Source organism: Nocardia sp. CA-135398 (assembly GCF_050955845.1).
GTDB lineage: Bacteria > Actinomycetota > Actinomycetes > Mycobacteriales > Mycobacteriaceae > Nocardia.
In genome coordinates this window covers 8,416,418-8,432,079 of sequence record NZ_CP192084.1, presented here as the reverse complement: position 1 = coordinate 8,432,079, position 15,662 = coordinate 8,416,418, and the positions used below count along the sequence as shown (strand labels likewise).

Genomic DNA, 15,662 nt, shown 5'->3' with positions numbered 1-15,662 from the left:
TGGTGCCGACCATCCCGTCAGATTAAGTGACCGGGGCATCTGTGGGAACCCCGAGGTAGGGGGCTTGCCGCCGCACTAGACTGCGCGCATGAGCAGACCGACTGTGTTCATTACCGGTGCGGCGGCGGGTATCGGCCGGGCCACGGCGCTACTTTTCGCTGCACAGGGGTATCACGTCGGTGCATACGATATCGATGAGGTGGGGCTGACCAGGCTCGCCGCCGACATCCACGCCGCCGACGGCAGTGTGCGCACCGGGGTATTGGATGTGACGAACGACACTCATTGGGTCGAGCGTCTGGCGGAGTTCAACGGCGACGAGAACCGCCTCGACATCCTCGTCAACAATGCGGGCATCCTGCGCGCGGGCCCGTTCGAATCGATCGACCTGGCCACCCACCAGACGATCATCGACGTCAATCTCGGCGGGGTGATAGCGGGTACGCATGCCGCGTTCAACTACTTGCGCGATACGCCCGGTGCTCAGGTGGTGAATCTGTGCTCGGCGTCGGCGATTTACGGTCAGCCCGAACTCGCCAGCTATGGCGCGACCAAGTCCGCGGTCAAAAGCCTCACGGAGGCACTGGATCTCGAATGGGAGCACCACGATATCCGGGTGATCGCGGTGTGGCCGCTGTTCGTGGCCACCGCGATGGTGGACGGGGTGGAGACCGGCACGACCAAGTCGCTCGGCGTGCGGTTGACCGCCGAGGATGTCGCGCAGGGAATCTGGGACGTGACCCGCAAGCGCGGACGGCTGCCGCGCGTGCACTACGAAATCGGCGCGCAGGCAAAGGTATTGGCGGCGGCGGCGAAATACGCGCCGAACTGGGCCGTGCGGACCGCGAACAAATACTTCAGCGGCAGCTGATCCTTTCCAGCGACCGGTAAGGAGTCGCCAGCGGCCCGTCCGTGCGGTATGTCTGCAAGAATGGCGCACCGTAAAGGGGGTGTGCAGCTTTGCCGACAGCCACTGAATCCGACGGGCCCCGGATCCGTTCTGGCGGACCCACACGGGAACTGGACCAACTCGACCACCTGCTCGCGACGCTGCGCTCGGGTGCCGATCCGAGGATCGTCGGCCAGGTGGGGACAGCCATCGCGCGATGGCGTCGGCCGCCGCGCATTCAGGTGACCGGGCGGGCGCATACCGGACGGAGCACGGTGCTGCACGCGTTGGCGTTGATGTCGGCGGTGGAGACGGCGCCGATCGATGAGCCGGGTGTGGCCGATCCCGAACTCGACGCCGACATCATCGTCTACGTTCTCTCCGGCGCACCACAGCCCGCGGACCGGCGGATTCTGTCGGAATTGCCGCCGGAGCGCACGGTCGCGGTCTTGAACAAGGCCGATGCGATCGGGTCGCGGTGGGGTGACGCGGTCGCCGCCGCCGAGCAGTACAGCGGCAGCCTGGGCACCATCACGCTGCCGGTGGTCGCCTCGCTGGCCGTGCGCACCAGGGCCGGTGCGGTGAGCGAGGCCGATATGGCCACACTGCGCCGCTTGGCCGAGACCGCGGATCCGGCGCTCACGCTCTCGCCCGATCTGTTCGTCGCGGCATCGGCCGGACCCGATGTCGCCGAGCGCGAAGAACTGCTGCAGCGCTGGGATCTGTACGGCGTGACGTGCGCGCTCTCCGCGCTGCGCCGAGACCCCGAACTCGGTCCGCACGCACTGCTGCAGATCATGCACGCGGCCAGCGGTATCGATCCGTTGCACCGTTTACTGCACCGCCGCTACGAACAGGTCTCCGCACTGCGCGGTGGCGAACTTCTCGACGAACTGACCCGCCTCGCCGCCCGCGCCGTACCCGTCGACGGCGCGAACGCACGGGACGTATTGGAGGACTACCTCTTCGGCGACGACGCCCTTTGGCTCGGCCTCTGCGCGGGCCTCGCCTACCCGGAGGTCGCCCACCTGGCCGCCGGATATCGCGTGCCCGCACCCTCCGATGCCGACGACGCCCTGGCCCGTGCCGCCCGCTGGCGCGCGGTGGTCTCCAGCGACATGTCTCCCGCGGCTCGTCGCGCCGCCCTCCGCGTCCACAACGGTTACATCCGGCTATGGGAACGGATGAGCAGTGCCGGACTCTGAACAACCGGATCTCACCCGCACGGAGGTCGAGGCGGTCATCGCGCGGTGGAATCCGCAGGGGATGGCGCTGTTGCGGGCGGTGCAGGGAACGGGGGTGGCGTCGGCGGTGACATTGATCGGGCCCGATGACGCCAATACGAGTCTGTTGCGCACCGAGCTGGCTCGATTCGAGCCGCGGATCCCGCTGTCGGATCCGGTGCCCGATGCGAGCGCCGCGGTAGAGACCACGTCGCCGACGGGGAATGCGCCATCGGCGGTCGCGCTCATGCTGTTGGACGCGGGTAGTGCGCTCGGCGCGGACACCCTGCACGTGGTGCAGCGCCTACGCGCCGACGGCACCCGGATCCTGCTCGCGATGAACGGCATCCACGCCTACCAGGACTGGCGCGCGGTGCAGGCGCACAACCTCGAACTGCTCGCCGCGCACGGCATCGAGGATCTGGAGATCGTGCCGGTCTCGGCGCGGATCGCGGTGGCGGGCCGGTCGGCCGCGGATGCGGGCCTGATCGATCGCTCCGGCCTCGGCGCGCTGCATGCCGAACTCGCGGCGGCCACGGCGAGCGCGGAATCCGACGACCGGGTCGCCGCCGTCACCGCGCGCGTGCTGGCCGATACCCGCCGACGGGTCGCCGAACAGGTCGCGGTGCTGCGTTCCGGCGCGGAACCGATCCAGTGGCGCGAGGAACGCGCCGTACTGCTCGCCGGCCGTGACGGCGGTCGCGCCACCGCCATGTCCACCCTGCGCAGCCAACTACATCTGGCCAGGGTCGATCTGATGACCGATGTCGGGGCCAGGGTCCGTGCGCTGCACGCGGCCGCCCGTGGCGAACTCGACCGGCTGCGCCGCGCCGAATTCGGCGGCTATCCCGAACGTCTGCAGCAGGCGGTGAACGAGCTGACCAATGCCGTGGACGCAACCATCGACCAGCGGCTGTCCGAGCTCACCGACCGCGTCGGCGCGGCGCCGGACGATCGCGGCATGCCGACGCGCTGGCGCGATCCGGCCCCGCGTGTCGGCCCGGATCCGGAGCCGAGACACCGGGGTGTCGAAGATCACCTCATGATCGCGCTCGGCGCCTCGGCTGGCGTCGGCATCGGGCGCCTACTGGTCGCCCCGTTCTCGCTCGTGCAGGCCATGGATTTCGCGACCGTCCCGGTGACGCTGCTGCTCGGAGCGGGTGCGGCGGCCTGGGTGGTGCGGGCCCGCGGCCAAGTCGCCGACCGCGCGCACCTTCGTCAATGGGTCTCTGACGCGCTGGTGAATGTGAAGGCCCAGCTGGAGCAGCGGGTCGCCACCGCGCTGGTGGAATCGGAGACCGCGCTATCGGACCGCGTCATGCGCGCGAGCACCGAGCGAATCGTCGAAATCGACCGTCAGGTGGCCGAATTGGAGGCCAGACTGCGCCGTGCCGCGGCCGAGCAACCGGGGCAGCTCGCCGCCTGCGAACGCGATATAGCCATCCTGGACCGATATCGGACTTCTTTTGACTAGGTAACTTGGTGGGTACTCCTGGGGGAACCCGATTCCGTACTGGTCGTCACATCGCGTTAACCTCTTAAGCAGGAACCTGGGCGTCCGCTTCGTCCTTGTACGCGGTCCAGCCATGACGCGCTTTCGACTGGTCGTAGCGGGTGCCTTCCCGCCAACGGTGGCGCTCGGTGTGTTCGCGCTGGTCATGGGCCTTGCCGTAGCGACTGCTCGCAGGTCGCTCGAAATGGTCAGCCCAAGCGGACACATCGTGAACCGCCCATCTCAGGAGAGTTTTCATGACCTCAGCGACCATTCCTGGTCTTCGCGATTCCGACGGCAAGCAGCCGACCGAGCACAGCGAACTACTCGCCTGGGTACAGGAAGTCGCAGAACTCACTCAGCCAGAGCGAGTGGTCTGGGCGGACGGTTCCGACGAAGAGTGGGAGCGGCTGACCACCCAGCTCGTTGCGGCGGGCACCTTCAAGAAGCTCAACGAGCACAAGAAGCCGAACTCCTTCCTCGCCCTCTCCGACCCCTCCGATGTGGCGCGTGTCGAATCCCGCACCTACATCTGTTCGAAGACCGAGGCCGACGCCGGCCCGACCAACAACTGGGTCGACCCCGCCGAGATGCGCGCCACCATGACCGAGCTGTACCGCGGCTCGATGAAGGGCCGCACCATGTACGTGGTGCCGTTCTGCATGGGCCCGCTCGGTGCCGAGGACCCCAAGCTGGGCGTCGAGCTCACCGACTCCGAATACGTCGTGGTCTCGATGCGCGTGATGACCCGGATGGGCGCCGCCGCGCTGGAGAAGCTCGGCACCGACAAGCCGTTCGTGAAGGCACTGCACTCGGTCGGCGCGCCGCTGGCCGAGGGCGAGGCCGATGTGCCGTGGCCGTGCAACGACACCAAATACATCACCCATTTCCCGGAGGACCGCGAGATCTGGAGCTACGGCTCCGGGTACGGCGGCAACGCGCTGCTCGGCAAGAAGTGCTACTCCCTACGCATCGCCTCGGCCATGGCCCACGACGAGGGCTGGCTGGCCGAGCACATGCTGATCCTCAAGCTGATCTCCCCGGAGAACAAGGCGTACTACATCGCCGCGGCCTTCCCGAGCGCCTGCGGTAAGACCAACCTCGCGATGATCCAGCCGACGATTCCCGGCTGGCGCGCGGAGACGCTGGGCGATGACATCGCCTGGATGCGTTTCGGCAAGGACGGCCGCCTGTACGCGGTGAATCCGGAGTACGGATTCTTCGGCGTCGCGCCGGGCACGAACTACAGCTCCAACCCCAATGCCATGGCCACCATGGAGGCAGGCAACACCGTCTACACCAACGTGGCGCTGACCGACCACAACGATGTGTGGTGGGAGGGCCTGGAAGGCGAGCCCGATCATCTGATCGACTGGAAGGGTAACGACTGGTACCTGCGCGAGACCGAAACCCTTGCCGCGCACCCGAACTCGCGCTACTGCACGCCGATGTCGCAGTGCCCGATCCTGGCCCCCGAATGGGACGACCCGCAGGGTGTGCCGATTTCGGCCATTCTGTTCGGCGGCCGCCGCAAGACCACGGTCCCGCTGGTGACCGAATCCTTCGACTGGCAGCACGGCGTCTTCATGGGCGCGACCCTGTCGTCCGAGCAGACCGCCGCCGCCGAGGGCAAGGTCGGCACCGTGCGCCGCGACCCGATGGCCATGCTGCCGTTCATGGGCTACCACGTCGGTGACTACCTGAACCACTGGATCAATGTCGGCAAGAACGCCGATGCGAACAAGCTGCCGAAGATCTTCTACGTCAACTGGTTCCGTCGCGGTGCCGATGGCCGCTTCCTGTGGCCCGGATTCGGCGAGAACTCCCGCGTGCTGGAGTGGATCGTCGGCCGCATCGAGGGTTCGGCGCAGGCCGAGCAGACCGCGATCGGCAATGTGCCCACCGCCGCCCAGCTCGACCTCGACGGTCTGAAGGTCGACCCCGTCGATGTCGACGAGGCACTCGCCGTCGACGCCGACGAATGGCGCAAGGAGATCCCGCTCATCGAGGAGTGGTTCGAATTCGTCGGCGACAAGCTGCCTTCCGGTGTGCGCGACGAGTTCGAAGCGCTGAAGGAACGCCTGGGCTCTGTCTGATTGCGGCGCCTGCGGCGCCGCGGGTTCGCGGCCCCCTGGTGTCTCGCGTCTTGGGACCGCCCGCACCGTTTTCGCGATGGTGCGGGCGGTTTCGTTTGTGACGGAATGCTATTCGGAGAACGGCGCGCGGGCGATCAGGTGACGGAAGCCTGCCGTTCGGATGAGCCATTGCGCGCGTCCGTCCGGCACCGCGGCCGCCTCGTTCGTGAACGCTTCGGTCACATGCTGTTTGAAGTTGTGCCGGGGATGACGGCGCAGCAATTCGTCGACCCAGCTCGGATCGAGATCGGACATCCGCGCACCGAACACATCCACCGCGGCACCGGCGGAAACGAAACCGAGATCGTCGACGGTGTCGGCCACTCCGATGGTGAGATGCGCGGCGATCGCGGCGCCGACCGTCTCCGCCTGCTCCGGTGTCGCACCAGCGCCGAGCACGAACTCGACGGCGCGCTCCGCCCCGGTCACCGCGAAACACCTTCCGGGCGTGGGATGTTCGAGCCGCAAATCGTGCAGCAGGCAGGAGACGTAGGCCAGCTCGTCGTCGTATGTCGTGCCGTCGAACTCAGCGAGCGCGCGACCGAAGAAGTAGCTCCGATAGGAGTGCTCCAACACGTGCGTCGAAAGGCATTCCCGCGCTTCCTCTTCCGCGGCCTTGGCCAGCCTCGAATCGGGCAGTTGCAGTTCCGCGAAATCCACCCGCCCGCTCCGGCGCCTACCGAGCGCCAATGCGGCCTGCCCGGCAACGAGCCGGGGTACGCCTGCGACGAGCTTGGCGGTCAGCTGCCTACGCTGACCGCCGGAAAGCGCCCCACCCGTACGTCTCGCCCATTCCCAATCCAGCCCCACAGGCGCACCCACGTCGATCTCCTTCTCCTCGAACACCTCTCCCCTCCAGTGAACCGCCCGCTTCTCCCACCCACGAGTGGCATAAATGCCACTAACCCTCCGATTCCCGCCAATCGCGCGCCGCGGGTTCGGACTGGACAGGCGATCACGGGGAAACCATGGCGGCGTAACGCGAGAAGCCTCCGCCGCCAGGGCCACCTGATCTTGTTCGGACCTCAGCGGAAGTCGTGGGCGTGATCTCGAGCCCACTGGGCGAAGGTGTGGGCGGGGCGGCCGGTGATGTCTTCGATGACTGTCGAGATCTGGGGTGGTTCGGTGATTCCGGCCTTCCAACCGGCCAGGACGGCCTCGACGCCGATCTCCGGCATGGTCTTGCTCAACTCGGCACGGGCCTCGTCGTCGGAAATCACCTCGAAGACGATTTCGCGATCGATGGCCGCGCCGATCTGCTGCACTTGCTCGCGCAGCGTCAACGACTCGGGACCCCAAACGGTATAGGCCTGGCCGTGGTGACCAGGCTCGGTGAGCGCGGTTACCGCGAGTGCGGCCAGATCCTTCTCGTGGATGGGTGCGGTCCTGGCATCGGGATACGGCATCCGGACGACGCCCGCGTCACGGATCGAATGCTGCCACCACCACAGTGCGTTCGTGGCGAACATCCCGGGGCGGATGAAGGTCCATTCGAGATCGGACTTCTCGATGGCGGACTCGATGACGCTGTGCATCACCGCGATTGGATTGCTCGACGCATTGCTCTGCAGCACAGCGCCCGACGACAGGAACACCACGTGCCGTACCCCGGCAGCCTCGGCAGCCGCGACGAAACCGTCGATCCCCTCGGGCTTGGCGTAGAGGAATACGCGCTGCGCGCCTTCGAGTGCGGCGGGCAAGGTGTCGGGCTGCTCGAGGTCGGCCGCGACGACCTCCGTGCCCGGTGGGAAACCTGCGGCGCCGGGATCCCGGCTCGTCGAACGGACCTGTTCCGCTCTTGAAAGCAGACCCTCCACTACGTGCCGACCGACATTGCCTCTGGCTCCGAAAACGACTGTGACCATGTCGGCAGCGTAGGCCGCAGGGCTTACCCTTGGTAAGGACATACCTTCGGGTAAGCTCCAGAAATGGCAGTACGTTCGCAGGTCCAGCCCACTACCTGGCAGGGCATGAGTGACGCATTCAACACTGAGTGCCCGGCGCGTGAGGTGCTCGACCACATCACGAGTCGCTGGGGCATGCTGATCCTGACCGCGCTGACCGACGGGCCACTGCGGTTCTCCGAGTTGCACACCAAAATCGGTGGTATCAGCGAGAAAATGCTCTCGCAGACGTTGCGCACGCTCGGGCGCGACGGGTTGATCGCGCGCACTGTCGAGCCGAGCACACCACCGCGGGTCAGCTACGAACTCACCGAACTCGGTCATGGACTCACCGCGTCGCTGCACCAGTTCCTCGGTTGGATCCGTGAGCACACGGTCGAGGTGCTGGCTGCCCAGCGTCGCCACGACCACCAGCCGCGATAGTCCCGCCCAAATCTTTTGCGTCACATAGCGGTTGGCTCGGGACATCTTCAGCGTGCCGATCAAAATTGGGTAGGCGAGTGCCTGGCGTCGCGCCGCTGGTGGCAGGGATTCCGGTGATGCTCGGATTCGTGCCAAACTGGCAGCGTGAAGCAGGTTGTCGCACTGGCGCTGGACGGCGTCATGACCTACGACTTGGCGTGCGCGGTACAGGCATTCCGCCACGGCCCCGGCAAGACCGGGGAGGCGGTGGGTTTCGAAATGCGGACCTGCGGCGTGCGGCCGGGCCCGGTGTGGACTCCGAACGGTTTCGAACTCCGGGTCGACGAGGGACTCGAGGCGCTGACGAGCGCCGACATCGTGGTGGTTCCGGGCATCGGGTTGCCAACATTGCCGCCCGCCGACGAAGTGCTCGACGCGCTGCGGGTCGCATCGGCACGCGGTGCGACCATGGTCAGCATTTGCGTCGGCGCATTCATTCTGGCCCGGGCCGGACTACTGGACGGACGGCCCGCCACCACCCACTGGGCGTATTGCGATGAGTTCGCTGAACTGTTCCCGGCGGTCAAGCTCGACCCCGCCGCCCTTTATGTGGACGACGGCGATGTGCTCACCTCGGCGGGATTGTCCGCGGGAATGGACCTATGCCTGCATATCGTGCGTCGTGAACTGGGCGCGGGTGTGGCGGCCGATTTGGCCCGCTGGAATGTGACCCCACCGCACCGGGAGGGCGGTCAGGCGCAATACATTCCGGACGCATTGGGCGGCAATGACTTCCCCGGCGCCCTGGCCGCGACCATGGCCTGGGCGGCGGCGAATCCGACGGCGGTGTCGGATGTTTCGGCGCTTGCTGGACATGCGCTGATGAGTGAGCGCACGTTCATTCGTCGATTCAAAGCCGAGGTGGGCACTACGCCGCGGCGCTGGTTGGAGGCGCAGCGCACAGTGCGTGCCAGGGAGTTGCTGGAGACCACCGAACTGCCCGTCGAAGTCGTTGCGGCGCAGTTCGGATTCGGTAGCGTCACCGCGCTGCGGGTGCATCTGCGCGCGGCAACCGGGACGACGCCCGCCGGTTATCGCCGGTCGCTGCGCCGCTAGCGGATCTCGTCGGCGGCTGCGCGTACCGCGCGGTATTGATCGGCCGATGTTCTCGGATTGTCGGATCTGAAGCCCCCGGTGCGCTACCGTTGATTTGCCCGGACGCGTTTCGTGCTGAAGGAAAGCATCTCCGGCAGGGGCTCATGCTCTGCGTGTTCTCCGTCTCACGACTGACCGGCTCGATTGCCGAATATTCACTGTATGACTTGGATCGACTGAACTACTTCCCTTTTCGACTCGCGAAACCGCCTACCAGCGGCCAGCGAGGAGAGCGACGCTCGAGAGGTGGTTGGAGCATGACCGATCTGGAAATCGGCCGGTTGGCGCCGCAGCTCGCCGGTATCGAGCTGGCGACCGCGAGCACCCCGCTGCGGCGCGCTGCCGGACGTTTGCAGGATGCGCTGCCGCCGGGTTGGCAGGTCGAAATCGTCGACGCCGGTGCGCCGAGCATCCTCGACGCACCGGGCCGTCAGCCGGTGCTGCGGGTGGTTATGCCGGGGGATTGACTACCCCGTCCACCCCATCGGCATGAGCAGGGACTTCTGCTCGCAGAACGCGTCGAGACCTTCGGGGCCGTTCTCGCGGCCGAGGCCGGAGTTCTTGTATCCGCCGAACGGCGAGCTCGGGTCGAACGCGTACCAATTGATCGCGTAGGTGCCGGTGCGCACCCGCGCCGCGATTTCCGCGCCGTGCTCGACATCCGCGGTCCAGACCGAGCCTGCCAGGCCATATACGGAATCGTTCGCGATGGCCACCGCTTCGTCCTCGGTCTCGTACGGGATGACCGACAGCACCGGGCCGAAAATCTCCTCCTGCGCGATCGTCGACTTGTTGTCGACATCGGCGAAGATGGTCGGCTCGACGAACCAGCCGCGGTCAAGATCCGCAGGGCGACCGCCGCCGAGCACCAGTCGCGCGCCCTCTTCCTTCCCCTTGGCGATATAGCCCTCGACACGGTCGCGCTGACGTTCGGAGATCAGCGGGCCGAAGGTCGTCGCCGGATCGGTGGGATCGCCGGTCTTCAGGGTCTTCACATGCTCGACCAGCGCGTCCAGGATCTCGTCGTAGCGGCTGCGCGGCGCGAGAATGCGGGTCTGCGCGACGCAACCCTGGCCGCTGTTCATCAGACCGGAGAACGCGAGCACCGGAATATTGGCGATATCCATATCCGGCAACAGGATTGCCGCCGATTTGCCGCCGAGTTCGAGCGAGACGCTCTTGAGCTGTCCGGTCGCAATGGCGCCGATCTTGCGGCCGACTGCGGTGCTGCCGGTGAAGGTGATCTTGTCGACGCCCGGATGCGAGACCAGATACTCCGCGGCATCCGCCTCGGCGGGCAGGATCGACAGCACCCCTTCGGGCAGGCCCGCCTCGGTGAAGATTTCGCCGATCTTATTGGCGGTCAACGGAGTCAGCGGCGCGGGCTTGAGCACCATTGTGCATCCGGCGAGCAATGCGGGGGCGAGCTTGTTGGCGGCGAGGAACAGCGGGACATTCCATGCCGTGACGGCCGCGACCACACCGCGCGGTTCCCGCGAGACCCGCGCGGTGCCGAACAGGCCGGTGCGGGTTTCGTGCCAAGGGAAGGTATCGGCCAGCCCGGCGTAGGCGTCGAGCGCGGCCACCGCCGGAATCTGGTTGAGCGTCATGGCGATCATCTGTGGCGCGCCCATTTCCGCGGTGAGCGTGGCGAGCAGATCGGCCGAACGCTCCTCGATCAGGCGGGCGGCGCGCGTCAATACCTGGGCGCGCTCGGCGGGCGGCGTGGACGGCCACGGACCGTTGTCGAAGGCGTGTCGGGCGGCGGCGACGGCGGCGTCGACATCGGCGCGGCCGACCACCGGGACGCTGCCCACCGGCTCGACCGTCGCGGGCGAGATGACCTGGATGCGCTCGGTGGCGGCGGGCGCGGTCCAGCGGCCGCCGATGAACAGGCTGTCGTAATGCATGAGAACACGTTACAGTTTTGCGGCGGGATTGTCTGTAACCTGTTCCAGTTTTCCGCTTCGCCGACTTTCTGAGCAGCGCGAATTCCAACCTGTCGGTTCGCTTTTCAGAGAACGCACTATTGCGTTCTAATGCGGCACCGGTCATGCTGTAGCTACTGATCAGCTCGCTCGATTCATGAACCGATTACGCAATTGGGGAGTCAGAGCCATGGCGGTGCAAGTGATCGGTCGGTCGCTGATGACCAGTGACCAGACCGAGCATCAAGCTAAAAGCGTCGGCGCAGGTGGGTGGGTAGTTTCCTTCCTACCGGGCCGGACGCTGACCATCGAGCAGGCTACGGCCGCGATGCAGGCCGCCGAGGCGGTCGCCGTCGTCGGACTGCTGGCTGATCAGGTCGGCCTAACCACTCTCGAGACGGTTGGCTTGGCCATTCAGGAATCACCATGGGCGGCTACGCTCAACGCATGCGGGCGCAGGAGCTGGCGCCGGGGCTGGCTGGAGAAGTAGCGCTACGGCTTGGTGGCCACTACCACCAGATTGCTCACCAGTAACTCTCGCAATACGGGTACGCGAACCACCCACCAGGCCCAATGTGGGTGGTAGCGCGGGAAAACGATGCGCACATCCGCGGAAGTGGCTGCCGCCCAACGCAACCCGTCGGCGGCGCCGACCGCGAACAGCGATTTGCCGAAGCGGTTCTTCGGTTCCCGGCCGGTCTTGCGACGGTATCGGCGCGCGGCGTATTCGCCGCCGAGGTAGTGCCACGGTCCGGTTTCGTGGCCGCCGAAGGGGCCGTGCCACACCGTGTACGACAGCACGATCAGGCCACCCGGGCGGGTTACCCGCACCATTTCGTCGGCCATCACCCACGGCTGCGGCACATGCTCGGCGACATTCGAGGAGAAGCAGATGTCGACCGCGTTGTCACGGAACGGCAGCGCCATGCCGGACCCGCGGACCGCACCTGCCACCGACAGTCCGGCGGCATGCATCTCCGATGGGTCGGGTTCGACGGGGATATAGCGTGCACCGGTCCTGACGAATTCGTCCGCGAAGTAGCCGGGACCGCCGCCGACATCCAGGATCGTCGCGCCATCGAGGTGATGTCCGGTGACATCGGCGTAGAAATCGCCGATCATCGCCGCGCTGTCGGCGGCCAGACCGCCGTAGAACAAGGCGGGATCGGTCTGCTCGAACCGGAAACTGCCGAGCAGCCGCAGCGACCGGCGCAAGGTCGCCCGCCGCGCGAACCGGGACATGGCTCGTCCGCGCCGTGCGGCATGCGCCACCACGGCCTCGGCTGGCTCGGTTTCAGCTCTCGGCACGGCGCCGAGTCTCGCATAGTGCGGGCAATGCGCCGCAGTCCCGCCTGCCTGGGGTGGGAATTCCCGCGCGGTGCGGACGGGCCGGTCGGGCGCGCGGGTTAGGGTGTACGGCGATATCCGTGACCTGCTGACCGAGAGAAGCTCCACCGTGCGCGAAGTCCTCCTGCTGTGCTGGCGTGACACCGGGCACCCGCAGGGCGGCGGCAGCGAGCGGTACCTGGAACAGGTCGGCGCGCAGCTCGCCGCGCGTGGGGTCAAGGTCACCCTGCGCACCGCGCGCTATCCAGGCGCATTGAAGCGGGAACGCATCGACGGCATCGATATCAGCCGGGCGGGCGGGCGGTTCTCCGTCTATCCGCGGGCGCTGGCCGCGATCGCACTCGGACGGCTCGGCATCGGGCCGCTGCGTGGGCTGCGGCCCGATGCGGTGATCGATACACAGAACGGGATCCCGTTTTTCGCCGGTGCGGCAACCAAGGCGCCGTCGGTGGTGCTGGTGCATCACGGGCATCGGGAGCAGTGGCCGGTCGCCGGACGGTTCATCGGGCGGATCGGCTGGTGGATCGAATCGCGGCTCTCGCCTCGGGTGCACCGGCACAACCAATATCTGACCGTTTCGCTGCCCTCGGCCGAGGAGCTGGCCACGCTGGGGGTAGACGGTTCCCGAATCGCGGTGGTCCGCAACGGCGCTGAACCCGTTCCAGTGGACGCGCCGACCGGCTGCGCCGAGACACGCACCGAAGAGCCGCGCGTCGTGGTGCTCTCGCGGCTGGTGCCGCACAAGCAGATCGAAGACGCGTTGGAGGCGGTCGCTCGACTACGGAGTCGGATACCCGGCCTGCGGCTCGATGTGATCGGCGACGGCTGGTGGGCGGACAACCTGAAGGCCGACGCCCGCGCCCTCGGCATCGCCGATGCGGTCACCTTCCACGGCCACGTCGACGAGCGGCGCAAACACGAATTGCTCGCGCGCGCTTGGGTACATGTGCTGCCGTCGCGTAAAGAGGGCTGGGGCCTGGCCGTCATCGAGGCGGCGCAACACGGGGTGCCGACGATCGGTTACCGCAGTTCGCGTGGACTCACCGATTCCATTGTCGACGGCGTGACCGGCGTGCTCGTCGACGATGTGAGCCAGCTCGGCGAGTCCGTCGGTGAGCTCATCGATGACACCGAGGCGCGCACCGTCATGGGGGAGAAGGCCCGCGCTCGTGCCCGTGAATTCTCTTGGGAGCAAACCGGGAACGGGGTGTATGAGGTGCTTGCGGCAGCGGCTCGAGGTGAGCACACCTCTGGGCTCATCCCGCCCGGGCCCTGATCAGCTGTCTGCGGTCGGGGGACGAATTCGTCGGTGACGGTGCGGCGTTGCGATGGCTGCTAGCAGCAGGCCACCGACCAGGAGGGCGGCCCAGAGGATGTGGGCGGCGTATGCGATCGCACGGTGTGCGGGGTGTGCTGCTTTGTCTGTGGTGTCGGGTACGCGGTACAGGGCCAGTTGGGAGTCGGCGTAGACCGATTCCAGCTGGGCGAGTGTTGTTTTCGACTCGCCGACCGGTCCGGGGGTGGTGCGTTCGACGAGTACCCAGCCGACTCCGAGCCCACCCAGGCGTTGTGCCGAATCACCGTGCAGCAGTGCGGTTTCCACCTCCCGCGCTCTGGCTCCCTCACCGGCGACGGTGCGACCGTGCACCGGAAGCTCACCGGTCTGCAACACATCGCGCGGCAGCATCCGCGGCGCCGGATCCAACACCGCCACCTTGCCGCTGTACGGAAACTTCCGAAACATCCCGCCGGGCAATACCGCGATATCGCCGGTCCCGTCGATCCGCTCCGCAACCTTCTGCCAGCCGATCGGATAATGCACCGGCTTCAGCGCGCCACCGACGCCCCAAGCCAAATCGAACAGCGGCAGCACCAGTAGCGCGATGAATACTGTTGCGGTCAATGCCATCCCGGGCGAGCTTGCGGGCTCCTTCGCCGCGAAGCGCGCTGCGACGGCTCGACACCCAGCGGCGGCGCACAGCACATAGGCGGGCATGGCGAGCGCCACATACTTCTGCGTATCCCGCAACAACCCCGCCCCGGGCACATGAGCAACAAGCCACTCCAAGCCGCTCATACCCCACGAGGTGGCCCCCAGCGCGGGAAGCACGACCGCGACAGCCGCCAACACCAGCAGCGCACGCCGAACTCGCAGGCTCGCGCGATCGGTGCCGCCCGCGGAAGCGGCGTTGTCTCCCGTGGCATCACCTGCGGTGCGGGTCGGGCGTTTGGTGTCGCCTTTCGTAGCGCGCGACTTCCCGGCGGTGGTGCGGATACCAATGGCTACCAGGGCGAGGAGTAGAGCGGTGGCGATGAGAGCGAGGGGAGTGGTGCGGGAGGCGGGGACCGCGTCGGCGTTCCAGATTCCGCCGAGTCCGGCCAGCGAGCCGAGTGTGCCGAGGGCGGGTTCGGCGCGGGCCGCGAAGGCCGCGATTCCGGCCGGGTCGGAGGGCGCGGTCCCGGCACCAGACAAAGCCGTCGCCGCCAACCAGGGCGCGGACGCCGCCGATAGCAGAACCAGCGCCCCGAGCACATTTCGACGCCCGACCAGCACCACCGCGGTTGTGCCCGCCAACAGAGCACCAGTCGGCGTCAGCCCCGCCGCCGCAAAACACCCGGCCAGGGCACCCCAGTTGTGGGAGTCGTTCGTCCCTCGGCCCTTGACGCGAATTCGATAGGCGGCGAGTGCGGTCCATGGCAGTGCCGCGTATCCGGTCAGCAGGCTCCAATGCCCTTGGAGCACACGTTCGGCCACGTAGGGGTTCCAGAGCGCGACGGTCACGGCGACCAGTTGCGGTCCGAGCGATACCCGAAGCAGTTCCCTGGCCAGCACCGCGGCCCCATACCCGGCCGCCCACAGCGCCACGAGCAGGATCGTCTTGACGATCAGCCCACCGTCGACGATCGGCGACAGCGTGGCCAGCATCGCATCCTGTGGCACCGCTCGCGCAGCGGCGTCGCCGAGCCCGAGCGCCGAGTCGGTCATATACGACCGAGGTGTGCTCACCGCATCTCGCAACAGCAGGTAGCCCGGCCCCAACAGTGGCCCGGCGATCACCACCGCCAGCGATCCGCTGTAACCGGCGGGGACGAACCTTGCCCACCGGTCGCGTCGAGCCAGGCCGCTGCCACTCACGCCTGTGCACCTTACGTACCGCCCAGCAAACCGCCACTGTCCGGTACCGAG

At 67.1% G+C, this 15,662-nt stretch carries 14 protein-coding genes; 9 read left to right on the top strand and 5 right to left on the bottom strand.

The annotated features are described in order from the left end of the window. Positions 1-88 precede the first annotated feature (88 nt). From ACQP1T_RS37460 to ACQP1T_RS37445, 4 genes are all read left to right on the top strand, one after another. Positions 89-871 (top strand): SDR family oxidoreductase, encoded by a 783-nt coding sequence (locus ACQP1T_RS37460; protein WP_433757677.1) that lies wholly within the window; start codon positions 89-91, stop codon positions 869-871. Between the two features lie 89 nt (positions 872-960). Beyond that, complete coding sequence (locus ACQP1T_RS37455) at positions 961-2,094, top strand: hypothetical protein (protein ID WP_433757676.1); 1,134 nt, start codon at positions 961-963, stop codon at positions 2,092-2,094. Further along, positions 2,081-3,586: a hypothetical protein gene (locus ACQP1T_RS37450; protein WP_433757675.1), complete on the top strand. Its 1,506-nt coding sequence runs from the start codon at positions 2,081-2,083 to the stop codon at positions 3,584-3,586. The genes ACQP1T_RS37455 and ACQP1T_RS37450 overlap by 14 nt, the downstream gene beginning before the upstream one ends. Positions 3,587-3,861: 275 nt before the next feature. After that, on the top strand, positions 3,862-5,700 hold the full coding sequence (locus ACQP1T_RS37445; protein WP_433757674.1) for a phosphoenolpyruvate carboxykinase (GTP): 1,839 nt from the start codon (positions 3,862-3,864) through the stop codon (positions 5,698-5,700). A 108-nt stretch (positions 5,701-5,808) separates the two neighbouring features. Here the strand turns inward: ACQP1T_RS37445 and ACQP1T_RS37440 are convergent, their stop codons facing one another. Then, positions 5,809-6,567 (bottom strand): phosphohydrolase, encoded by a 759-nt coding sequence (locus ACQP1T_RS37440; RefSeq protein ID WP_433762523.1) that lies wholly within the window; start codon positions 6,565-6,567, stop codon positions 5,809-5,811. Positions 6,568-6,764: 197 nt separating this feature from the next. Then, positions 6,765-7,604 carry an NAD(P)H-binding protein gene (locus ACQP1T_RS37435; RefSeq protein ID WP_433757673.1) on the bottom strand — a complete coding sequence of 280 codons (840 nt, stop codon included), beginning with the start codon at positions 7,602-7,604 and terminating at the stop codon, positions 6,765-6,767. A 63-nt stretch (positions 7,605-7,667) separates the two neighbouring features. On the opposite strand from ACQP1T_RS37435, the gene ACQP1T_RS37430 reads away from it, so the two are divergent. From ACQP1T_RS37430 to ACQP1T_RS37420, 3 genes are all read left to right on the top strand, one after another. Beyond that, positions 7,668-8,066, top strand: a complete 399-nt coding sequence (locus ACQP1T_RS37430) for a winged helix-turn-helix transcriptional regulator (RefSeq protein WP_433757672.1) — start codon at positions 7,668-7,670, stop codon at positions 8,064-8,066. A 144-nt stretch (positions 8,067-8,210) separates the two neighbouring features. Then, entirely contained in the window at positions 8,211-9,161 is a 951-nt protein-coding gene (locus ACQP1T_RS37425) for a GlxA family transcriptional regulator (RefSeq protein ID WP_433757671.1), read from the top strand. Between the two features lie 296 nt (positions 9,162-9,457). Further along, positions 9,458-9,667, top strand: coding sequence for a hypothetical protein (locus ACQP1T_RS37420; protein ID WP_433757670.1), 210 nt, complete (start codon positions 9,458-9,460; stop codon positions 9,665-9,667). Here the strand turns inward: ACQP1T_RS37420 and ACQP1T_RS37415 are convergent, their stop codons facing one another. Next, positions 9,668-11,110 carry an aldehyde dehydrogenase gene (locus ACQP1T_RS37415; protein WP_433757669.1) on the bottom strand — a complete coding sequence of 481 codons (1,443 nt, stop codon included), beginning with the start codon at positions 11,108-11,110 and terminating at the stop codon, positions 9,668-9,670. A 208-nt stretch (positions 11,111-11,318) separates the two neighbouring features. Between ACQP1T_RS37415 and ACQP1T_RS37410 the strand changes: the two genes are divergently transcribed. Continuing rightward, the gene (locus ACQP1T_RS37410) at positions 11,319-11,618 is read left to right on the top strand and encodes a hypothetical protein (RefSeq protein ID WP_433757668.1); all 300 of its coding nucleotides are present in this window, start codon (positions 11,319-11,321) and stop codon (positions 11,616-11,618) included. 2 nt (positions 11,619-11,620) lie between these two features. Here the strand turns inward: ACQP1T_RS37410 and ACQP1T_RS37405 are convergent, their stop codons facing one another. Further along, on the bottom strand, positions 11,621-12,370 hold the full coding sequence (locus ACQP1T_RS37405; protein WP_433762522.1) for a class I SAM-dependent methyltransferase: 750 nt from the start codon (positions 12,368-12,370) through the stop codon (positions 11,621-11,623). 214 nt (positions 12,371-12,584) lie between these two features. Between ACQP1T_RS37405 and ACQP1T_RS37400 the strand changes: the two genes are divergently transcribed. Then, complete coding sequence (locus ACQP1T_RS37400) at positions 12,585-13,751, top strand: glycosyltransferase family 4 protein (RefSeq protein ID WP_433757667.1); 1,167 nt, start codon at positions 12,585-12,587, stop codon at positions 13,749-13,751. Here ACQP1T_RS37400 and ACQP1T_RS37395 read toward each other — a convergent pair whose 3' ends face one another. Beyond that, positions 13,752-15,611, bottom strand: coding sequence for a hypothetical protein (locus ACQP1T_RS37395; RefSeq protein ID WP_433757666.1), 1,860 nt, complete (start codon positions 15,609-15,611; stop codon positions 13,752-13,754). Positions 15,612-15,662 lie beyond the last annotated feature (51 nt).